Source organism: Asticcacaulis sp. (assembly GCF_051954415.1).
Classification (GTDB): domain Bacteria; phylum Pseudomonadota; class Alphaproteobacteria; order Caulobacterales; family Caulobacteraceae; genus Asticcacaulis.
In genome coordinates this window covers 69,408-90,024 of record NZ_JBQCHT010000035.1, presented here as the reverse complement: position 1 = coordinate 90,024, position 20,617 = coordinate 69,408, and the positions used below count along the sequence as shown (strand labels likewise).

17 protein-coding genes and 1 tRNA gene are annotated in these 20,617 nt (G+C 60.6%); 10 read left to right on the top strand and 8 right to left on the bottom strand.

The genetic code is table 11. The annotated features are described in order from the left end of the window. Positions 1-43: 43 nt before the first annotated feature. Positions 44-2,854 carry a TonB-dependent receptor gene (locus tag ACTHND_RS13250; RefSeq protein ID WP_440178422.1) on the bottom strand — a complete coding sequence of 937 codons (2,811 nt, stop codon included), beginning with the start codon at positions 2,852-2,854 and terminating at the stop codon, positions 44-46. Positions 2,855-3,113: 259 nt separating this feature from the next. On the opposite strand from ACTHND_RS13250, the gene agaR reads away from it, so the two are divergent. Next, positions 3,114-3,908: a transcriptional repressor AgaR gene (agaR, locus tag ACTHND_RS13245; protein ID WP_440178421.1), complete on the top strand. Its 795-nt coding sequence runs from the start codon at positions 3,114-3,116 to the stop codon at positions 3,906-3,908. On the opposite strand, the gene ACTHND_RS13240 is transcribed toward agaR, so the two are convergent. Continuing rightward, positions 3,905-4,990: an amidohydrolase family protein gene (locus tag ACTHND_RS13240; RefSeq protein ID WP_440178420.1), complete on the bottom strand. Its 1,086-nt coding sequence runs from the start codon at positions 4,988-4,990 to the stop codon at positions 3,905-3,907. The genes agaR and ACTHND_RS13240 overlap by 4 nt on opposite strands. Positions 4,991-5,125: 135 nt before the next feature. Here ACTHND_RS13240 and ACTHND_RS13235 point away from each other — a divergent pair, with 135 nt between their 5' ends. The 7 genes from ACTHND_RS13235 (at position 5,126) to ACTHND_RS13205 (ending at position 14,335) form a co-directional block, all read left to right on the top strand. Next, positions 5,126-7,192: a glycoside hydrolase family 36 protein gene (locus tag ACTHND_RS13235; protein WP_440178419.1), complete on the top strand. Its 2,067-nt coding sequence runs from the start codon at positions 5,126-5,128 to the stop codon at positions 7,190-7,192. Positions 7,193-7,355: 163 nt separating this feature from the next. Then, positions 7,356-8,249 carry an EamA family transporter gene (locus tag ACTHND_RS13230; RefSeq protein WP_440178418.1) on the top strand — a complete coding sequence of 298 codons (894 nt, stop codon included), beginning with the start codon at positions 7,356-7,358 and terminating at the stop codon, positions 8,247-8,249. A gap of 185 nt (positions 8,250-8,434) precedes the next feature. Further along, positions 8,435-9,733 carry a D-tagatose-bisphosphate aldolase, class II, non-catalytic subunit gene (locus ACTHND_RS13225; RefSeq protein ID WP_440178417.1) on the top strand — a complete coding sequence of 433 codons (1,299 nt, stop codon included), beginning with the start codon at positions 8,435-8,437 and terminating at the stop codon, positions 9,731-9,733. Next, complete coding sequence (locus ACTHND_RS13220) at positions 9,726-10,889, top strand: SIS domain-containing protein (RefSeq protein ID WP_440178416.1); 1,164 nt, start codon at positions 9,726-9,728, stop codon at positions 10,887-10,889. Before ACTHND_RS13225 ends, ACTHND_RS13220 begins: the two co-directional genes overlap by 8 nt. A gap of 8 nt (positions 10,890-10,897) precedes the next feature. Continuing rightward, complete coding sequence (locus tag ACTHND_RS13215) at positions 10,898-11,881, top strand: N-acetylglucosamine kinase (protein WP_440178415.1); 984 nt, start codon at positions 10,898-10,900, stop codon at positions 11,879-11,881. Between the two features lie 84 nt (positions 11,882-11,965). Continuing rightward, a complete protein-coding gene (locus ACTHND_RS13210; RefSeq protein WP_440178414.1) occupies positions 11,966-13,159 on the top strand; it encodes a glycoside hydrolase family 88/105 protein in 1,194 nt (397 codons plus the stop codon). Between the two features lie 9 nt (positions 13,160-13,168). Beyond that, positions 13,169-14,335 (top strand): DUF4861 family protein, encoded by a 1,167-nt coding sequence (locus tag ACTHND_RS13205; RefSeq protein ID WP_440178413.1) that lies wholly within the window; start codon positions 13,169-13,171, stop codon positions 14,333-14,335. Here ACTHND_RS13205 and ACTHND_RS13200 read toward each other — a convergent pair. Beyond that, positions 14,332-15,279 (bottom strand): glucokinase, encoded by a 948-nt coding sequence (locus tag ACTHND_RS13200; RefSeq protein WP_440178412.1) that lies wholly within the window; start codon positions 15,277-15,279, stop codon positions 14,332-14,334. The genes ACTHND_RS13205 and ACTHND_RS13200 overlap by 4 nt on opposite strands. A 193-nt stretch (positions 15,280-15,472) precedes the next feature. Then, positions 15,473-15,548, bottom strand: a tRNA-Ala gene (locus ACTHND_RS13195). A 116-nt stretch (positions 15,549-15,664) separates the two neighbouring features. Between ACTHND_RS13195 and ACTHND_RS13190 the strand changes: the two genes are divergently transcribed. Together ACTHND_RS13190 and ACTHND_RS13185 are read left to right on the top strand one after the other, a co-directional pair. Then, positions 15,665-15,982 carry a YggT family protein gene (locus ACTHND_RS13190; RefSeq protein WP_440178411.1) on the top strand — a complete coding sequence of 106 codons (318 nt, stop codon included), beginning with the start codon at positions 15,665-15,667 and terminating at the stop codon, positions 15,980-15,982. Further along, positions 15,975-16,247 carry a DUF167 family protein gene (locus tag ACTHND_RS13185; RefSeq protein WP_440178410.1) on the top strand — a complete coding sequence of 91 codons (273 nt, stop codon included), beginning with the start codon at positions 15,975-15,977 and terminating at the stop codon, positions 16,245-16,247. The genes ACTHND_RS13190 and ACTHND_RS13185 overlap by 8 nt, the downstream gene beginning before the upstream one ends. Positions 16,248-16,305: 58 nt before the next feature. Here the strand turns inward: ACTHND_RS13185 and leuB are convergent, their stop codons facing one another. The 4 genes from leuB to ACTHND_RS13165 form a co-directional block, all read right to left on the bottom strand. Next, positions 16,306-17,373, bottom strand: a complete 1,068-nt coding sequence (gene leuB, locus ACTHND_RS13180) for a 3-isopropylmalate dehydrogenase (RefSeq protein WP_440178409.1) — start codon at positions 17,371-17,373, stop codon at positions 16,306-16,308. Further along, positions 17,373-17,966: a 3-isopropylmalate dehydratase small subunit gene (leuD, locus tag ACTHND_RS13175; RefSeq protein WP_440178408.1), complete on the bottom strand. Its 594-nt coding sequence runs from the start codon at positions 17,964-17,966 to the stop codon at positions 17,373-17,375. Before leuD ends, leuB begins: the two co-directional genes overlap by 1 nt. Continuing rightward, positions 17,966-19,375 carry a 3-isopropylmalate dehydratase large subunit gene (gene leuC, locus ACTHND_RS13170; protein WP_440178407.1) on the bottom strand — a complete coding sequence of 470 codons (1,410 nt, stop codon included), beginning with the start codon at positions 19,373-19,375 and terminating at the stop codon, positions 17,966-17,968. The genes leuD and leuC overlap by 1 nt, the downstream gene beginning before the upstream one ends. A 170-nt stretch (positions 19,376-19,545) precedes the next feature. Further along, positions 19,546-20,490 carry a branched-chain amino acid transaminase gene (locus tag ACTHND_RS13165; protein ID WP_440178406.1) on the bottom strand — a complete coding sequence of 315 codons (945 nt, stop codon included), beginning with the start codon at positions 20,488-20,490 and terminating at the stop codon, positions 19,546-19,548. Between the last annotated feature and the right edge of the window lie 127 nt (positions 20,491-20,617).

Below are 20,617 nucleotides of genomic sequence, written 5' to 3'. Positions count from 1 at the left end.
GTTGTGCCGGGCGGGCGTTAAGACATAAGAACAGTCAGTCAGCCTAGAACCGGTAGCTCATGCCGAGCTTGTATGACGCGCCGTAGCGGTAATAGCCCTGCGGCAGCAAGGGATTGCCGTTGATGCTGTAGGTATTGGCCTCGTCGAGCAGATTCTGGCCTTCCAGGGTAATGTCCAGGTGTTCATTGATCTTGTAAGAGGCGTGCGCCGTCACCCAGGTGATCGGATCTGCCTGCTCGTTATAGCCGGCACCGAGCACATTGGTGGCCGTGACGAAGCCGTCCGTATGGTCGCCGGTCAGGCTGAGCGAGATCGGGCCGTGGTCATAGAAGAGGCCCAGCGAGTAGACCGAGGGCGCGATGCCTTCGAGCGGACGCTCCTGATCACCGACAAAGCTCGTGGACCAGTTGCGGGTATATTGCGCACGAACACCCAGGCCGTTTTCCAGGAAGTGTTGCAAACCGATTTCAATACCGCTGACCTTGGCGTAGTCGCCATTGATCGGGCGGCTGACATTGAACAGATAGCCCGGCACGCCGATATCCTGGCCCGGTTCCCAGCTACTGGTGATCTGGTCCTTGATATGCTTGTGGAAGGCGGCGAAGTTGAAGATCGAATTCTTGCCGAAATACCATTCCAGAGAGGCGTCGACCTGATCGGCCGAATAGGGCCGCAAGTCGGCATTGCCGCCGTAGATCTGGGTGAATTCGCCCCACGAGACGCTTTCGGTGGTGTTGGTCGGGGCCAGCATTTCAACCGACGGACGCGCCATGGTGCGGGCGGCGCCCAGGCGCAGACGCAGGGTCTCGGTGATGCGGTAGTTGAGGTTGGCCGAGGGCAGCCAGTAGGTATATTCGCTGTCCTGCGTCACCGAGGTCGGATCGGCATAGACGGCGGTATAGTTGAAGGCGCCGTTCTCGATGATATCGAGGATTTTCGCATCCCACGCCTGGGCGGTCGTCTGGGTCTGCACAACGCGCAGGCCGACATTGCCGGTCCAGCGCTCGCCGGACAGATTGGCCTGCACAAAACCGGACCAGGTCTTTTCACCGACGCGATAGCTTTGCAGCGGGTTCCAGACCGGGGCGGCATCGGCATAAGTATAGGGCTCGCCATCCGGGCGCAGGTGGCCGTCATAGGCGGCCAGGGCCTGCTCATAGGCGGGCACGTCGAACGCCAGGAAGGTGCGCGGGAAATTGCCGGGCACTTCGCTCATGAAGTTGGGCAGGGTGAAGCTGTGAGAGATCACATTGCTGCCGAGATCGCCGACATTGATCGCATTGTCGCCGGAATAATAGTCGGCACCGCCAGTCAGCGAGTTGTTGATCAGGTCGCGCGACTTCTTGCGATCGGTGTAGGTGACGCCGAACTGCAGGCTCTCGACCCACGATTTGTTGACGTCCCATTTGCCGGCGAACGAGGCGCCGTTGATTTCATCGTCGATATTGTCGCCTTCGAGCGAGAAATAGTGGGTGTTGAAATCGGAGTCGGTGAAGGCGCCGCTGGCCAGCCCGCTTGCGAGATCGCGGCCGTCGTCGAAATTGACGGTGACGCTCGGCACATAGGCACCGGTCAGTTCGATATGGGCCGAGTTAGGCTGGTTCATGCGCAGAACGACATAGCTGTCCTGGCCGCCGGAATGACGCGATGAGGTCGAGCGATAGACATCGCCGGTCAGGGTCAGGGTGTCGCTTACGCGCCATTCGGCATTGGCACCGAACAGGTCGGTTTCGACGACGCGGTAGGAGGTCTGGTTGAGCAGTTCCGGATTAAGCCGCATTTCCGGATCGGGGTTGGTCATGTCGAAGCTGGTGACGATGCCGCTCTCGATCACCATGTTGGACCAGCGGCCGGGCGCATACAGTGGATAGAAGGACTGCTGGTAACCGACCTGCGGGGAATCGAGTTTCGTCGTCAGGCCGTCTACCACCAGGCGGAAATTATCGTTCGGCCGCCACTCCACCTTGGCGGTGAAGGCGCTGCGCTTCTTCTGCTCCAGGATGGAACCGACGCGGAACTGGCCCGGACCGATCAGGCCATATTCTTCCGGATCGAGCACGCCGTTGTTGTTCGGATCGATATTGCCGCCCCAGGCATTGCCCCACAGCCAGCTTTCGTCGGTGGGGTCGGGATTGCGCGTCCAGCCGCCGTCATTGCCGGCCACGTCGGTGCGGTCGTCGCGCTTTTCGAGGACGACGCCGAACAGGACGCCCAGCTTGTCATCGGCGAAGGTGTTGCTGTAGACGCCGGACAGCTTTTGCCCGTCGAGTTCGGACATCTGGTTGCGGTCGCCTTCCAGGCGCAGGATGCCGTGCTGGCCGCGCTTGTCGAACGGACTGGCCGAACGCAGATTGATCAGGCCGCCGATGGCGCCTTCCGTCAGCGAGGCTTCAGCGCCCTTGATGACATCGGCGCCGCTGATGACATCGGAGGGCAGCACATCATAGGCGAAGTCGCGGCCGGCACCGTCGGTAGCGAGAATCCGGCCGTTGAAGGTGGAAAGCGTATATTCCGGGCCGAGGCCGCGGACACTAACCTTCTGGCCTTCGCCGCCGGCCGTGCGCGAAATCGACACACCGGTAATGTGGCTGAGCGAGTCGGCGACGTTATCGTCGGGGAACATGCCAAGTTCCAGGGCGCTGATCGAATCCTGCACGGTGGTGGCATCGCGCTTCAGCTTGACGGCGCGCGCGACACTGGCGCGGACGCCGACAACAATGACTTCTTGCGGCGGCTCGGTGGTGGCCGGATCGGCGGCGGGGGCTTCCTGGGCGCTGACATGGGGCGTTGTCGCCAAAGCGATCAGTGCGGCGCCCGAAGCAAGCCATTTGCGTTTCATTCCTATGGTCGGCATTTCTAGTCTCCATATATAATGGCGCGTGGCAGCGCTCATTCCCTTATGTTGCGATTTATGTACGCTTTTGTTCTTATGTCTACATTATCTTTCGTTTTATATGTTAATCGCAACAAAAAAGAAGCAAATTTGACACATATTTGATCAGGCCGCCCGGTTTTGCCAGCCTGAAACCGATTGTCGTTGTTGAATTCCGGTGAGGTTTGAGGGATAAGCGGCATATCGAAACGAAACCTGTGAGTCCGGGGACCGAAACAAAATGGCCGAAGGTGCGGTAAAACTGACGCGCGATACCTCAGAGCGCCGGCGCGAGATCACGGCCATGCTCAAGTCAAGGGGCAGCGTGCAGGTCGTGGCCCTGTCGGAACAGTTTGGCGTCTCCATGCAGACCATCCGCAAGGATTTGCATTATCTGGAAGAGCACGGCATCGCCACGCGCGCCTATGGCGGCGCCATTTCCTCGGAAGTGGTGACGGTCAATGCCGAGCCGCCGATCGAGGCCAAGCGCACCAGCCACCCGGAAGAAAAAGAACGGATCGGCCGGCTCGCCGCTTCGATGGTGCAGCCGGGTGATTCGATCATGCTTGATTCCGGCACCACGGCGCTCCAGATCGCCCGTTTTCTGCCGGATGACGAGGATGTCACGGTCGTCACCAATGATTTCGAGGTGCTGTCGGCGCTGGCGCAGAAACGAAAGATAAAGATCGTCATGCTGGGCGGCGAACTGCGCCGCAAAAACATGGCCTTCTACGGTGCCCAGACCGTGGCGGCGCTCGATGACCTGCTGCTCGATAAGCTGTTCCTCGGCGTCGATGGCTTCGATGTCGAGCGCGGTATCACCACGCACCACGAACCGGAAGCGCAACTGAACCGCAAGATGGTCGAGACGGCGCGGCAGGTGATCGCCATCACCGATTCATCGAAGTTCGGCAAGGTCTGCCTGCACCGCATCATCGATATCAGCGAGATCGATGCCCTGATCACCGATGCCGAAGCCCCCGACTTCATTCGGGAGGCCGCCGACCACCTCGGTTTCAAGCTGCATCTGGCCTAATTTTGTAACGCGTATTCGCGTTCGGCGTTGCTGTAATAGATTTTGTCGATGACGGCCTTGGGCAGGGCCAGTCCCTTGGCATCGGCGTGAATGTCGTTGACAGTCTGGGTTTCGCCAGTCGCCAGGTAGGTCCAGTCGGATAGCCAGTAATCGTGGGCCACCTTTTTGAATTCCGCCGGGTCTTCCCCCGGATTGAGCGTCAGGTCGGTGCCGTACATGATGCGGTCCTGGTATGTGATGAAGAAGTTCCGCACCTTGTCATAATCTTGCACGGACTGGGCCTGGATCTGAGTGATCCGCGCCGCTAGTTCGATATTGGCGTTGGGATAGGCATCAAGGAACTTCGCCGCTTCATCGACACTCCATTCCAGGCTGGCGAAGTGGGCGCCGACAAATTTCAGGTCGGGATGACGGGCCACGAAGCGGTCGCGCGTCGCCATCAGCGCTTCGTAGCGCGGCATTTCCGGATGCAGGTACATGTAATATTCCGGATGCGCCTTGAAGTAGGAGCGGTCATTGTCGGTGCTCATCTCGTCCATCGGCAGCCAGCAGTTTTTCGGCTCGCCCTGGTGATTGATCAGAACCTTGCCTGCGGCGATGATATGCGCCACCACTGGATCGAAGCGCGGATCGTCGATGAAGATCAACTGGCCCTTTTCATCGCGCTCGATCAGGCCGACATTCTTCCAGATCTTGACCGCCACGGCGCCCTGTTTGAATTCGGAATCGAGCCAGGCATTGGTCTTTTCCGCCCAGCCGGGCGCGGTAAAGCCCTTCATGGTGAAGGCGGTAGCAAAATGGAAATGCGCGGGGTCGGCATTATGGAAGTGATGAGCGACGGCGGCCTGGTCGGCCAGCGCCGGAAATTCCGGATAGTCGACATTGATGCTTAAAAGCTCAAAGCCATCGGCTTTCGCCTGGTCTACAAAGGCCGGGTCGGTGACATTGACATGGACGTGGGAGTCGAACTTTTTCACTCTGGCGAAATCGGCCACCGTATAGCCCGGATCGGCGGCGCAGGCGCCTGTGGCGAGCAATGAAGCCGTGGTGAGAAGGCTCAAAAACAGGCGACGTCTGGTCATATTCCGGCTCCCAAATTTTGAAAAGAAAGAAAACGAAATTTAATGTTGCGTTTTCATGTCTTTTTGTTTGCCTTTTTAATTTGACTTATGCAAGATCAAAAATGAACCATGCGCAACAGCGGGGAGGAGCCGACCATGATAACGCAGAACATGACCAGCCGGCGCGGCGTGCTCAAATTGTTGTCGAGCACAGTTATGGCTTCGGGGCTTATGGCCACGGCCGGCCGCGCGCAAAGCGCTTCAGTGGCGACCGTTTCTGACTCCGCTATCGCCATCGATTTCGACCTCGGCCTGAACAGCCGCATCATTGCCCGGCAAAATGGCAGGGGGGTCGAACTGACCGAATTTGCGCCATCGGAAACGGTGACGCTCAAGGATGGTACGGTCGTTGATCGCTTCACATTTGCCGACAAGAGCCAAAAACCGGTCAATGATATCCACGGCAAGGGTATTCTTTATTCCGTGCGCGGCACCTCGCCTGAAGGTCTGGAAAAGACGGTCGAGGTCGCGCTTTATGATCGCTATCCCGGCTTCGCCATCAGCCGCGTCACCTATCGCAATACCGGCACGGCCGATCTCGAAGTCGCGGCCTGGACCTCGCACAGCCACATGCTGAAGGGCACCGCCTTCTGGTCCTTCTCCGGTTCGTCGCATGACGACCGCCGCGACTGGGTACAGCCGGTCAAGGCCGGTTTCGACCAGCCGAACTTCATGGGCATGAATGCCTCCGACTACGGCAGCGGTACGCCGATCGTCGATGTCTGGCGGCCGGATGCCGGCCTGGCGGTCGGCCATATCGAAAACACACCGAAGCTGATCTCCCTGCCGCTGATTGCCACGGCGGCCGGTGCGGGCGTGGGCATTCGGTATGAGCGCGCCGCCACGCTGAAAACCGGCGACAGCCTGACCACGCTCGATACTTTTGTCAGCGTTCACCAGCGCGACCACTATGCCACGCTCGATACCTACCGCCGGGTGATGGCCGATCGCGGCCTGGCGGCGCCGAAACCGCCGGCGGAATCCTATGAGCCGGTATGGTGCGCCTGGGGCTATCAGCGCAATTTCACCGTCGAGGAAATCGAGAGCACGTTTGCCAAGGCCAAGGATGTGGGCCTGGAATGGGCCGTGCTCGATGATGGCTGGCAGACCTCCGAGGGTGACTGGTATCTCGATACGAAGAAATTCCCGCGCAAGGACGAAGACATGCTCGCCTTTGTTCAGTCGAATAAAAAAGCGGGCTTGCGGCCGCGCCTGTGGCTGGCGCCTCTGGCCGTTGATCCGGGCACCGATCTGCTGCACGATCACACCGACATGCTGCTGCTCAATCAGGATGGCGCGGTGCAGAATGTCACCTGGTGGAACGCCTTTTATCTCTGCCCGGCCTACCAGCCGACGCGTGAATATTACCGCCAGCTTATCCGGAAAATCATCGGTGAGTGGGGCTTCGAGGGGCTGAAGCTCGATGGCCAGCACATGAACGGCGTGGCGCCGTGCTATAATCCGGCGCACAACCATGCCAAACCGGAAGACTCGGTCGAGCACCTCCAGGATTTCTGGAAGCTGATCTATGACACGGCGCGAGAGATCAACCCCAATGCGGTGGTCGAATTCTGCCCGTGCGGCACGTCCTACGCCTTCCATAACCTGCCCTATACCAACCATGTCCCGGCCTCCGATCCGCTCAGTTCGTGGCAGGTGCGGCTAAAGGGTAAGTCGCTGAAAGGGCTGATGGGGCGCGATGCGGCCTATGCCGGCGATCACGTCGAACTTTCCGATGGCGGCGATGATTTCGCCTCGACGGTCGGGATCGGCGGCATCGTCTCGACCAAGTTCACCTGGCCGGGGCCGGGCCACGAGAAGGGCGAGAACTTCCAGTTGACGCCGGAACGCGAAGTGATGTGGCGCAAGTGGGTCGGGTTGTACAAAAAGCACATGCTTTCGACGGGCCAGTACCGCGGCGAGCTTTATGATATCGGCTTCGACAAGCCGGAGGCCCACGCGGTCGAGAAGGAGGGCAAGCTTTATTATGCCTTCTATGCTGACAAATGGGACGGCGAGGTGGAACTGCGCGGATTGACGAAGAAACGCTACCGCCTGCGCGACTATTTCAACGACGCCTCGCTGGGCGATATTACGCCGGCCAAAAACCGCATTCCGGCAAAATTCGAGCGCTTCCTGCTGATCGAAGCCACGCCAATATAATCCCTTCTCCCTGCTTGCGGGGAGAAGGTGGTCCCCAGGAACATTTTTGGGGGCCGGATGAGGGGCAATTTCACTGTCGGTAAAGCCCCTCACCCGGCTTGGCAAGCCAAGCCACCCTCTCCCCATACATAGGGAGAGGGGAGTATATAAAAGGGGCATTATCATGAACGAGATCACCGAAACCAAACAATCCAAGCGCTGGCTGATATTCGCGCTCGCCGTTGTGGCCCTTTGGGGCGTCTGGGGCGCCTTTACCGGCCTCTCGGCGCAGAAGGGCTTCCCTGAAACCCTGACCTATTGCGTCTGGGCGGTAACGATGATCCTGCCGGCACTCTATGTGCTGGCCAGGGCGGGCTGGAAGCTCGACCGCGATCCCAGATCCATCCTCTATGGCCTGATCATCGGCCTGCTCGGCGCCGGCGGCCAGATGGTGCTTTTTTACGCCGTCAATACCGGCCCGGCCTATCTGATCTTTCCGGTGATTTCGCTGTCGCCGCTGGTCACCATCCTGATGTCGGCCGCCTTCCTGAAAGAGCGCACCACGAGGCTTGGCCTGCTCGGCGTGGTGCTGGCCCTGGTGGCCCTGCCGATGTTCGATTTCTCACCCGACAAGGGCTTCAGTTTCATGAATGGCGGGGTGTGGTTTCCGCTCGCCCTGGTCATCATGGCGTGCTGGGGCGTCCAGGCCTATTTCATGAAGCTCTCCAATAACTCGATGAGCGCCGAAAGCATCTTCTTCTACATGATGATCACCGGCCTGATGCTGGTGCCGGTGGCCTGGCTGATGACCGATTTCAGCAAACCGATTAACTGGGGGCTGGATGGGCCGTGGCTGGCGGCGGCAATCCAGGTGCTGAACGCCATCGGCGCCCTGTGTCTGGTCTATGCCTTCCGCCACGGCAAGGCGATCGTGGTGGCGCCCCTGACCAATGCCGGCGCGCCCCTGGTGACGGCGGTGATTTCGCTGGTCGTCGCCAATGTTATCCCCGGCGAACTGAAAATCGTCGGCCTGGTGCTGGCGGTGATCGCTTCGGCCCTGTTGGCCCTGGCGGCCTGATTTTTGTCTCAACTGATGGCCGGTCCTGTGTTCCCTTCAGGATCGGTCTTTTTTTGTTTCGCGTTTCATCTAAAACCCGCAAAAACGAAATTTATATGTTTCGTTTTCATTGTTTTGATTGCGTTGTGTCGTTTGTTGCAGTAAGAGTCGCTTTAACACACGGACTCTGACTTAAAGGATATTCCATGAAGGCCATGCTCGATCTGGTCGCCCGCCATAAGGCCGGGCAGGCGGTCGGTATAACCTCGGTCTGCTCGGCGCACCCGCTGGTCGTGGAAGCGACCTTCGTCCATGCGCTGAAGCGAAAATCCGACGTTACCCTGATCGAAGCCACCTGCAACCAGGTCAATCAGGAGGGCGGCTATACCGGCATGACACCGGCCGATTTCGTGGCTTTTGTCCACGCGATTGCCGACAAGGTTGGCCTTGATCGCCGGCGCGTGCTGCTGGGCGGCGATCATCTCGGTCCCAATCCCTGGACGCATCTCAGTGCTGACGAGGCGATGCAAAAGGCCGAGGTGCTGATTGAGCAGTATGTCGCTGCCGGCTTCCGCAAGATCCACGCCGACTGCTCGATGTCATGCGCCGATGATCCGGTGCCCCTGCCCGAAGAAACCATCGCCCGCCGTGCCGCGCGCCTGATTGCCATTGCCGAAGCCACCCACGCCAGGGTTGGCGGTGAGCCGCCGGTCTATGTCATTGGCACCGAAGTGCCGGTGCCCGGCGGCGCCCATGAAGACCTGCCGGAGCTGGAAGTGACCACGCCCGAGGCGGCGTTGGCCACCATCGAAACACACAAGGCGATCTTTGCCGAGCTGGGTCTTGCGGCTGCCTGGCCGCGCGTTATCGCCACGGTGGTGCAGCCCGGTGTCGAGTTCGATCACCACAAGGTCATCGACTATGATCGCGCCAAGGCGGTCAGGCTCAGCCACGCCATCGATAACCTGCCGACGATTGTTTTCGAGGCCCATTCGACCGATTACCAGACGCCCAAAGCACTGAAACAACTGGTCGAGGACCACTTCGCTATCCTCAAGGTCGGGCCCGGCGTGACCTTCGCCCTGCGCGAGGCCCTGTGGGCGCTCGATGCCATCGAAGGCGAATGGATCGCACCGGACAAACAATCGGGCTTCCGCGAGGTGGTGATCGATCGCATGACCGCCGAGCCGAAGAACTGGGCGAAATATTATCACGCCACGGGCGCGGCCCTGCAGTTCGACCTGCAATACAGCCTCTCCGACCGCATCCGCTATTACTGGCCTGACGACCAGATCCAGGCGGCGCAGGACAGGCTGTTCGGCAATTTGACGCAGTCGCCGCCGCCGCTGGCCCTGGTCAGCCAGTACCTGCCGGATGCCTATGCGTCTATCCGCGCTGGCGGCCTGAAACTGACGCCGGAAAACCTGGTGATCGCGCATATCGGCGCCACCCTTGATGCCTATCTTGCCGCCTGTACGCCTATATTGGAGTTAATTGATGCCTAAACCTGTAACCCAACTTGGTATCGATGAGGCGGAACTGCAAAGGCTGGAGGCCTTATGGACAGCGCGCGAGATCGAGCAGCAACCGGAAATGCTGCGCCAGACGCAAGGTCTGCTGTTCGCACAAAAAGCCGCGATCGAAGCCTTTCTCAAGCCCTTGCTCGATCGTAAGGTGCGCGTCATCCTGACCGGTGCCGGCACCTCGGCCTTTATCGGTGAATGCCTGGCGCCGGCCCTGGCAGCGCGTTTGAAAGCGCGCGTCGAAGCTATTCCGACCACCGATCTGGCCTGCGCGCCACAGCTCTATTTCGAGACGGATACGCCGACCCTGCTGGTCTCCTTCGGTCGTTCGGGCAATAGTCCCGAAAGCGTCGCCGCCGCGCAACTGGCCGATCGCTTCGTCACCGATCTGCATCACCTGGTTATTACCTGCAATGCCGAAGGGGCGCTGGCGGCCTATGGCCAGGGCGCTAAGGGGCTGACCATCCTGCTGCCGGAAGCCACGCATGACCGCAGCTTCGCCATGACCTCCAGCTTTTCGTGCATGACCTATGCGGCGCTGACGGCCTTCTCCGGTATCGAGCAAATGCAGGGCCGCATTGAGGCCATCGCCGCGGCGACGCGGACTGTGCTTGCCGACTACACCGCCGCCATGAAGCAGACGGCCTCGGAAGGTTATGAACGCATCGTCTATCTCGGCAGCCATATTTTCCAGGGTCTGGCGCGTGAATCCGGCCTCAAGCTGCTGGAACTGACCAATGGCGGACTGGTGACCATGTTCGATTCGCCGCTCGGTTTCCGTCACGGTCCGAAGACCATCGTCAACAGCAAGACCCTGGTCGTCGTCTTCTTCTCCAACAATGCCTATACGCGCGGCTATGACGGCGACCTGCTCGATGAACTGCGCCGGGATAATGACGCCGCCCGTGTCATCGCCATTACGGCGCAGGACGGCGTCGGCGTCGAAGCCGCCGATACGGTGCGCATTAAGGGGCTGGAAACGGCCGACGACACCGACCTGCTTTTCCCCTATATCATTTGTCCGCAGGTTTTCGCCTTTTACGAATCCCTGCGCCACAACCTGACGCCCGACAAGCCGAATGCGTCAGGCACGGTCAATCGCGTTGTGCAGGGCGTGCGCATCCACGAACTGGGGTAGATCGGATAATGGGGTATCTGTTAGGCGTCGATGGCGGCGGCACCAAGACCGAATTCGTACTGGTCGATGCCGAAGGCCATGTCAGGGCCACCCATCAGGGCGGTTCGTGCTACTATATACAGATCGGCTTCGATGGCCTGCATGAACTGCTGGCCGAAGGTGTTCAGGCCGTGCTTTCGCAGGTTTCCGGAAAGCCGGAAGATATCGATTTCGCCTTTTTCGGTCTGCCGGCGCATGGCGAGGATTCCATCGCCGAACCCATGCTCGATGTCGTGCCGGAAGCGGTGCTCGGCCACAGGCGTTATGCCTGCGGCAATGACATGATCTGCGGCTGGGCCGGATCGCTCGCCGGTGCCGACGGCATCAATATCGTCGCCGGCACGGGCTCGATCGGTTATGGCGAACATGGTGGCCTGTCGGCGCGCGGCGGTGGCTGGGGCGAGGTTTTTTCCGACGAAGGCTCGGCCCACTGGATCGCCATTTCCGGCCTTAATGCCTTCTCGCGCATGGCCGATGGCCGGCTGGCCAAAGGGCCGCTCTATGATGTGTTCATGCAGGCGCTGGATCTGAAAAACGACCTGGATATCTGCGGCTATGTCTTCGGCCGCGAAACCCCGTCGCGTGACAAGATCGCCGCTATGTCGAAATGGGTGTCGCAATCGGCCGAGGCCGGCGATCGCGTGGCGCTGAAGATTTTCGACTCGGCGGGCTATGAACTGGCGGCCATTGTGGATACCATTCGCATAAAGCTGAACTATGCGCCCGATGAACCGGTGGCCCTGTCCTATTCCGGCGGTGTTTTCAAATGCGGCGCGTTGATCCTTGAGCCGTTCCGCAAGCACCTCAACCAGTTTTCGATGATGCCAGATAGCCCCCGTTACGACCTGCGCAAACCGCTCCATGCGCCGAGCATCGGATCGGCGCTTTATGCGGCCAGGCGGCTGGGACGGCCGTTCAGTGCCGATGTGCTGGCCACCCTGCCGCGCCTGTAAAAGGCTGGCGTAACGCATCTGCCTGTTTGACAAAAGCCCATCTGCCATTGATGTTTGTCGGATACAAAAAAGGCAGGAAGCGACATGGATATCTTCAGGATCAAAATAGACCGGATCTGGATGATTTGCGGTCTTATGTGTGTGCTGCCGGTGCCGATGATGGCGCAGGCGCAGGCCGCAGCGGCGCCTGTCAGCGCCAGCTCGATGAAGATGTCGTTCGCGCCGGCGGATGTTATCGCCCTGACCGAAAAGGTGGCCGATTATCAGATCGCCACCCTGGCCGCTGGCTGGATACCGCCCAACGCCTCCTGGGATACGCCGGACCCGAAGGGCTGGGTGCAGGGCGCGCTATTCGTCGGCCTGACCGACATGGCCGATCATAGCCAGAATCCCATCTATAAAGACCTGATCCTGGCGCGCGGCGAGGCCAATAAATGGGAACTCGGCAAGCGCGTCTATCATGCCGATGACCATGTGATCGGTCAGTCCTATCTGTGGGCCGCGAAACACGGCGCTCCCGCCGATGTACTGAAGCCGATGCAGGCGCGTTTCAACGAAATTCTCTCCAAACCGTCCGATGTCACCCTGATTTATCCGGCGGAGGGCGATGCCAACTGTACCGATCGCTGGTGCTGGTGCGACGCCCTGTTCATGGCCCCGGCTACCTGGATCGGGCTTTCCGCTGCCACCGGTGATCCGCGCTATGCTGACTTCGCCAAAAAGGAATTCTGGGCCACGTATGACGTCCTTTACGACAAGGACGAGAAGCTGTTCTACCGCGATGCGCGCTTCTTCGACCGCCGCGGCCCGAATGGCGAGAAGGTGTTTTGGAGCCGCGGCGATGGCTGGGTTTTTGCCGGCCTGGCGCGCATTCTCGAAGTCCTGCCGGCCAGTGATCCGGACCGCCCGCACTTTATGGCCCTCTACAAGGAGATGGCGGAGAAAATCAAAGCGATCCAGTTGGATACCGGTTACTGGGCGCCCTCCTTGTTGGCCGATCCAAAAACCGCCCTGCCGGAAACCAGCGGCACCGCCTTCTATACCTATGGCCTGGCCTGGGGTGTGCGCAACGGCACGCTTGACCGCGCCGAATACGAACCTGCCGTCCGTAAGGGGTGGGCGGCACTGGTGGCGGCGGTCCATCCCGATGGCAAGCTGGGTTACGTCCAGCCGGTGTCGGATCGCCCGGACAATGTCGGCTATGATGATACGCAGTTCTACGGCGTTGGCGCCTTCCTGCTGGCCGGCACCGCCGTGGCCGATCTCAAGCTGAAATAGGAGGGCACCATGCGCCTGATTTCCGTTGTTGCACTGGCGCTCGTGGCTACGGGCGCAAATGCGCAAAGCCTGACCGTGCATAATCCGGGACCGGCGCGTGATAATGCCGTGATCGATCTGCCCGCGCCGATGGATTTGAAGGTGCGATCCGCCAAGATCGGCGACGCGGTCTACCCGGTGCAGGCGCTTAATGCCAGATTTCGCCTGGTCGCGCCGCTGAAAGCCGGTGACACGACCGTGATCTTTTCGCCCGACGCACCGCCTGCCGGGCCGCAGCGTGTACTGGTGACGCTCAATATTCAGGACGGCGGTCATCTTGAAGGCGAGCCGAATAAAGGCGGTGCCATCACCGGCGGCACCTTTCATCTGCGTGACCGGTTCACCTCGCCGCCGGACCATTTCATCCATGACGGTCTGATCGCCTTTGAGGGCATCGGCTGGGAATCCGACAGGGTCGCCTATCGCCTCTATCTCGATGAGCGCAATGTCACCGATATCTTCGGCAAATATGGCTCAGGCATGATCTTTCCCAAGGTCGGCCATGGCTTTGATGACTACCAGTATCCGGTAGCCTGGGGTGGCGATATCTTCAAGGTCGGCGCCTCGCTGGGTGTCGGCGGTATCGGCCTGCTGCGGGATAGCAAGGCGACGCAGATCGGCCCCTCGACCATTACCGGCAAGGTGATCGCCAATGGACCGGTGACGGCCATCGCCGGCGTCGATGCCGATGCCATTGGTGGTGGCAAGGGCAGCGTCCATGCCACCTATGCTATTACGGCGGGCAGCGTCATCACCGAGGTGACGGTTAAGGCCGATCAGGTGTCAGAGCCGCTGGTGACCGGCCTGACGGTTCATCCCGGCGACCAGACCTTCGCAGCGAAAACCACGGGTGAGTGGACCTATATCGCCGCCTGGGGACCGCAGGAACATGGCCCTGATCCGGTCGGCTGGGCGGTCTTCTATCGCGCCGATGATGTGACGGGCGCGCCGTTCAATGACGGCCAGACCCTGTTCATCCGCTTCAAATCACCGACCGATGCGAACTACCGCTTCGGCGCGCGCTGGACCCGGGAAGGCAGGGACGCCGTGCCCGGTATCCACGATCTCACCGGCTTCAAGGCATGGCTGGAACAGATAGCGGATGAACTCAATCATCCGCTGACGATTGGCGGTTAATCGAACAGCGTCGCCAGACCGATCAGTTCCATGTCGGTGACGGCGGTGCGCCAGACCGGAATCCGGCCGAGGAAGCCACTGAAGGACGGGTTGTCGGTAAAGCGCGCGGCGAAAACATCCGCGTCGAAGGTGTCGCCGATGATATCCATCAGGGCGCCGGCCAGATATATACCGCTGGTGGCGCTTATGATCAGGGCGATATCGGCGGCCATGTCGGCCAGCCAGACCGTGGTCAGATGGATGACCTCGCACGCAATGGGATTGCCTGAGCGGGCGCGTTCGACGATTTCCGCGGGCGACAATTCCTCGGCGGTCTGGTCATCCAGGGCGTGCAGTATGGTCCACAGGTCGCGTAAGCCCTGTTGCGACATCGCCGTTTCGCGCACCACGCCGCCGCGCAGGTCGCGCAGGCCATTGATCACCTGCCATTCGCGCTCGGTTTTGGCCGCCAGGCTGGAATGTCCGCCCTCGCCGGGCAGGGCCGTCCAGCCGCCGGCGCCATCGGAGAGCAGGGCGGCATTGCCCAGGCCGTAATTAGGGCCAAGCACCAGCATGACAGTCTCTTCGCCCGGTTGGCCTTCCTGGACGCTGATTCGTTCGCCGCGTCGCAGTTTGGGCATGGCCAGGGCGCGGGCCACGAAGCAATTGACCAGGTTGACGCGCTGGATATCGAGCGCCGTCCGCAAGTCTTCACGCGTGATCTCCATGCCGTCTTCCAGGCGCGTCAGCCGGCCGTTCTCTTCGGAACGGCGGGCGGAAACGGCGGCGCCTTTCAGTTTCGGATGGCCATGAGCGTCCAGGAAATGCGCCAGCGCCACATCGAAATCGGCCCGGCTGGCGCAGATGAAGGTGGAGGCTTCGCCGGGGCGCCGCCCGATATCCGCCAGCGCAAAACTAACGCGCGCACCCTTGGAAAAGTCACAAACCAGCACCTGTTCAGCCACTGGACACTCCCCGTATTACTCTCTTTGTGCGGCTTTTCCGCCGCTTGTCTTCGGAGCTTACGCGCCCACTGTTAAGGCAAGTTGAATCCTGCAAAGTGCGAATTTAAAGGTCGAGGAACAGGGCTTCCAAGACCGGCATGAAGCGGGGCTGATTGCATTTGCCGATGGACGGGGAGGACCGGGGGGGGCACGGTGGTGGAGCTAAGCGGATTCGAACCGCTGGCCTCCTCATTGCGAACGAGGCGCTCTACCAACTGAGCTATAGCCCCGTGCCGTTCGGTGGGTGTCTTATTAAGGCAAGTTTGCCGCCTGTCAAGCGGTCCTTAACTTGTAACCGATAGGGAATGTCCTATATTCACAGACGTAGTCAGATCAGGGGTTCTATATGCCAGTCGGTATTGCCGGTTTTCTTTATTTTGTGGTCGATGGCCTGTTCAGCATTATCATTCTGGCGCTTGTGCTTTCGGCCATTCTGAGCTGGCTGGTGGCGTTCAATATCATCAATACGCGCAATCGCGCCGTCTATATGATCCTCGATGTGCTTGACCGGATCACCACGCCGATCCTGGCCCCCTTCCGTGCCATCATTCCGCCGATGGGCGGGCTGGATATCAGCTTTATCGTCGCCTTCCTGGTCATTCAGGGCATCAAGATTTATCTGTTGCCGCCGGCCTTCATGACCTTGCAGCAGCTCATTGGTTAAGCTTTTTGTCCGCCTGACGCCGAAATCTTCGGTCGAGCGCATCGATGGCTGGGACACGGACGACAAGGGCCGTCGTTTCCTGAAAGTCCGTGTCCGCGCCGCACCGATCGAAGGTCGGGCCAATGAGGCGCTGATCGCTTTTCTGGCCAAATCCTTGAAACTGCCGAAATCGCGTCTGTCACTGCTGACCGGTGATACGGCGCGTCTCAAGCAGATCGAGATAGATGGCCTGGATGAAGCCGAACTAGAAGCGTTAATCCCATAAAAGAAAGCCCCCGATGCTTGCGCACCGGAGGCCAGTTCACCTTTGCGAGGTGGTTCTGTTACGCGGCGACCGAAGCGGCGGCGCGAATCTGTTCATTGATGGCAGCCGAGACCTGGCTGCCCGAAGCGGTGCCGCCGAGATCGCGGGTCAGCACGCCCTTTTCAACGATGGTATCAATAGCCGCGTCCAGTGCGTCAGCTTCTGTCAGCAGGTTGAGCGAGAAGCGCAGCAGCATGGCGACCGACTTCAGGGTGCCGATCGGGTTGGCGAGGTCCTTGCCGGCGATATCCGGTGCCGAACCATGGATCGGTTCGTAGAGGCCCTTGCCGGACGTCCCCAGCGAGGCCGAACCCAGCAGGCCGATCGAACCTGGCAGGACCGAGGCGAGGTCGGAAAGAATATCGCCGAACATGTTTTCGGTCACGATCACATCGAACGCCGTCGGGCGGGTGACCAGGTGCATGGCCATCGAGTCAACCAGGTTATGTTCCAGCTCGACGTCCGAATATTCAGCCTTGTGCAGCTTCATGACGGTTTCGCGCCACAGACGCGAGGTCTCGATGACATTGGCCTTGTCGACGCTGGTCACCTTGTTGCGGCGCTTGCGGGCGGCCTCAAAAGCCACGCGGGCAACACGTTCGACTTCTTCCACGGTGTAGACGCATTCGTCGGTGGCGGAGGTTTCGGTGCGGGTCTGCTTGCCGAAGTAAAGACCGCCCGTCAGTTCACGGACGATCAGCATGTCGGCGCCTTCGACCACTTCACGCTTCAGCGGCGAACGATGCACCTGCGAGGCCTTGACCTCCATCGGGCGGAGATTGGCGAACAGGCCCATCGACTTGCGCACGGCCAGCAGACCCTGCTCCGGGCGCATCTTGCCCAAGTCCCACTTCGGACCGCCAACGGCGCCGAGCAGCACGGCGTCCGCCGCCAGACAGGCCTTGTCGGTGTCTTCCGGGTACGGATTGTTGTCGGTATCGATGGCGATGCCGCCGATACGCTTTTCATCGAAATTGAAGGTGTGGCCGTAGACCTCGCCGATGACCTTCAGGGCCGATACGCCGGCGGCAGCGACTTCGGGACCGATGCCGTCACCCGGCAGGACGACAATGTTGAACGTACCCATCAGGCGGCTTCCTTATGATTGGCTTTTTCGTAAGCTTCGATTTCCGGCAGGCGTTTTTGCAGCCAGCCCATGGCGTCCACGCCTTCCAGCAGGCACTGGCGGGCAAATTCCTCGACCTGGAAGGTGAAGGCGGTGCCGTCTTCCAGGGTCAGGGTGCAGGATTCGAGATCGACCGTGACGCGCTGCTGCGGGTTCTTGATGAGCTTGTCATAGGTCGGTTGGTCGACCACGATCGGCACCAGGCCGTTCTTCAAGCTGTTCGACTTGAAGATGTCGGCGATCTCGGTCGAGATTACGGCCTTGAAGCCATAGTCCATCAGCGCCCACGGGGCGTGTTCGCGCGACGAACCGCAGCCGAGATTGTTGCCGGCCACCAGCACGCGGTGCTCGGTCGGGTCGATGGTGTTGAGGATGAAATCCTTGTTCGAACCATCGGCATTGTAGCGCCAGTCATTGAAGGCCACCTTGCCGAGACCAGCCTTGGTGGTGGTCGTTAGGAAGCGGGCGGGGATGATCTGGTCGGTATCGATATTGGCTTCCGGCAGGACGACGATGCGCGATGAGAAGCTGTTTACGGGTTCCTGGTTGGACATTATGCGGACTCCAGAGCCATGAATTGACGGGGATCGGCGACATGGCCGGCGATGGCGGAGGCGGCAGCGGTGGCCGGCGAGGCCAGCACGGTACGCGAACCGGGGCCCTGACGGCCTTCGAAATTGCGGTTCGAGGTGGAAACGGCCAGTTGGCCCGGCAGGACGAAGTCGCCGTTCATGGCGATACACATCGAGCAGCCCGGCAGACGCCATTCGGCGCCGGCCTCGGTGAAGATCTTGTCCAGGCCTTCCTTTTCGGCCTCGACGCGGACCCATTCCGAGCCCGGCACGACGAGGGCGCGCACGCCTTCGGCGACCTTGCGGCCCTTGAAGATTTCGGCGGCGGCGCGCAGGTCGGCCATGCGGCCGTTGGTGCAGGAGCCAATAAAGACGACATCGACCTTGGCGACATCGCGGCTGTCGCCACCATGCAGGCCCATATATTTCAGGGCGCGTTCTTCGTCCTCGTTGGCGGCCACGGGCACGCCCTTGACGATCGGCGCACCCTGGTCGGGCGAGGTGCCCCAGGTCGCCATCGGCTCGATGGCCGAGCCGTCGATGCGGATTTCCTTGTCGAAGGTGGCACCATCGTCGGACTTCAGCTTGAGCCATTCAGCGGCGGCGGCGTCGAATGCCGCGCCTTGCGGCACATACTGGCGGCCGCGCAGCCACTCGACCGTCTTCTGGTCGGGGGCGATCATGCCGCAGCGCGCGCCGGCTTCGATGGAGAGGTTGCAAACCGTCATGCGGCCTTCCATGTCCAGGGCCTCGATAACCGGACCGGCATATTCCAGCGCGTAGCCGGTGCCACCCGAAAAACCCAAGGTGGCGATAACCGTCAGGGCAACGTCCTTGCCGGTGACGCCCGGCTGGAGCTTGCCGTCGATGGTGATGCGCATGGTCTTGGGCTTGCGCTGGGCCAGGCACTGGGTGGCCAGCACGTGTCCGACTTCCGAGGTGCCGATGCCGAAGGCGATGCAGCCGAAGGCGCCGTGAGTCGAGGTGTGCGAGTCGCCGCAGACGACCGTATAACCCGGTTGTGTCAGGCCCATTTCCGGCCCGATGACGTGGACGACACCGCGGTTTTCGGCATCATAGCCGAAAAGACGCACGCCGTTCTTGGCGGCATTCTGTTCGAGCGTATGAACCTGGATTTCTGCCTGTTTGGTGACGTAGGGCCGGTTGCCTTGCGCATCCGGGCGCAGGGTAGGAATCGAGTGGTCCAGGGTGGCGAAGGTGCGGTCCGGGCGGCGGACCTTCAGGCCGCGCGCTTCCAGTTCGGAAAACGCCTGCGGGCTCGTGACTTCGTGGACCAGGTGCAGGTCGATATAGAGCACGGCGGGGCTGTTGGCGCCCTCCGGCTCGACGACGTGCGCGTCCCATACTTTTTCAAACAGCGATTTAGCCATGGTTTCGTCTCTTGGTTCGTTTCATTTTCTCCTCCCCTGCAAAGCGGCAACGCCGTTGCGGGGGAGGTGTCGCGGCTTGTCCGCGACGGAGGGGGCTTTTGCTCTCGTGGCGGCCCCCTCCACCACTTCGTGGTCCCCCTCCCCCGCAAGCAGGGGAGGAGAAAATAGTCTTACTCGGCCGGGACGGGCGCCTGGATCGGGTCCAGCCAGCCGAAGCGGTCTTCCGTGGTGCCGTTGAACAGGCCGTGGAAGAGCTGCATCAGCCGCTTCGTGACCTTGCCCGGACCGGCGGCACGGGTGGGGATATCGTCGACAGAGCGGATCGGGGTGATTTCCGCCGCCGTGCCGCACATGAAGATTTCGTCGGCCAGATACATCATCTCGCGCGGCAGGGCCTGTTCGATGACTTCAATGCCATCGGCCCTGGCCAGCTTGATGATCGAATCGCGCGTGATGCCGCCCAGGATGGAGGCCGCGACCGGCGGGGTGTGGATCTTGCCGTTCATGATCAGGAACAGGTTTTCACCGGCGCCTTCCGACAAACGGCCGTCGGTGCCGAGGCCAATACCCTCAGCATAACCACGGCCGCGGGCCTCCTTGCCGATCAGGTAGGACGACAGGTAGTTGCCACCCATCTTGGCCGCGGTCGGGATGGTGTTTGGCGCGGCGCGCTGCCACGACGAGATGCAGACATCCACGCCCTTTTGCAGGCCCTCTTCACCGAGATAGGCGCCCCAAGGGAAGGCGGCGACGGCGAAATCGACCTTGATGTTGTCGCCCTTCGGCGTGACGCCGAGGCCGTTTTCACCGAGGAAGGCGACCGGACGCCAGTAGGCGCTTTTCAGGCCGTTGGCGGTGAGGGTGTCCTTACAGGCCTGAACCATCTGATCCAGAGTGTAGGGGATCTTGATGCCGTAGATACGGGCGGAATCTTCCAGGCGGACCAGGTGGTCGCGCAGGCGGAAACCGACCGAACCGTTTGGCGTGTCATAGGCACGGATGCCTTCGAAGACGGAGGTGCCATAGTGCAGGGCGTGGGTCAGGACGTGGACCTTGGCGTCTTCCCAGGCAACCATTTGGCCGTTCATCCAGATTTTATCAGCGAGTTTTGTCATGTTCAACAATCTTGATATGTTCGTATTGGGGAGTTCTGTACGCCTTTTCACAGGCGCCAAAAAGATGGATTTTGCTTAAAGACCCGCAAAACCGCATACTTGGCCGGGGCCGCGACCACGGCCCCGA

Excerpts from the sequence above, each read along its gene's own strand:
- ACTHND_RS13250 (WP_440178422.1), bottom strand. The coding sequence starts at position 2,854 with ATGCCGACCATAGGAATGAAACGCAAATGGCTTGCTTCGGGCGCCGCA.
- agaR (WP_440178421.1), top strand. The coding sequence starts at position 3,114 with ATGGCCGAAGGTGCGGTAAAACTGACGCGCGATACCTCAGAGCGCCGG.
- ACTHND_RS13240 (WP_440178420.1), bottom strand. The coding sequence starts at position 4,990 with ATGACCAGACGTCGCCTGTTTTTGAGCCTTCTCACCACGGCTTCATTG.
- ACTHND_RS13235 (WP_440178419.1), top strand. The coding sequence starts at position 5,126 with ATGATAACGCAGAACATGACCAGCCGGCGCGGCGTGCTCAAATTGTTG.
- ACTHND_RS13230 (WP_440178418.1), top strand. The coding sequence starts at position 7,356 with ATGAACGAGATCACCGAAACCAAACAATCCAAGCGCTGGCTGATATTC.
- ACTHND_RS13225 (WP_440178417.1), top strand. The coding sequence starts at position 8,435 with ATGAAGGCCATGCTCGATCTGGTCGCCCGCCATAAGGCCGGGCAGGCG.
- ACTHND_RS13220 (WP_440178416.1), top strand. The coding sequence starts at position 9,726 with ATGCCTAAACCTGTAACCCAACTTGGTATCGATGAGGCGGAACTGCAA.
- ACTHND_RS13215 (WP_440178415.1), top strand. The coding sequence starts at position 10,898 with ATGGGGTATCTGTTAGGCGTCGATGGCGGCGGCACCAAGACCGAATTC.
- ACTHND_RS13210 (WP_440178414.1), top strand. The coding sequence starts at position 11,966 with ATGGATATCTTCAGGATCAAAATAGACCGGATCTGGATGATTTGCGGT.
- ACTHND_RS13205 (WP_440178413.1), top strand. The coding sequence starts at position 13,169 with ATGCGCCTGATTTCCGTTGTTGCACTGGCGCTCGTGGCTACGGGCGCA.
- ACTHND_RS13190 (WP_440178411.1), top strand. The coding sequence starts at position 15,665 with ATGCCAGTCGGTATTGCCGGTTTTCTTTATTTTGTGGTCGATGGCCTG.
- leuB (WP_440178409.1), bottom strand. The coding sequence starts at position 17,373 with ATGGGTACGTTCAACATTGTCGTCCTGCCGGGTGACGGCATCGGTCCC.
- leuD (WP_440178408.1), bottom strand. The coding sequence starts at position 17,966 with ATGTCCAACCAGGAACCCGTAAACAGCTTCTCATCGCGCATCGTCGTC.
- leuC (WP_440178407.1), bottom strand. The coding sequence starts at position 19,375 with ATGGCTAAATCGCTGTTTGAAAAAGTATGGGACGCGCACGTCGTCGAG.
- ACTHND_RS13165 (WP_440178406.1), bottom strand. The coding sequence starts at position 20,490 with ATGACAAAACTCGCTGATAAAATCTGGATGAACGGCCAAATGGTTGCC.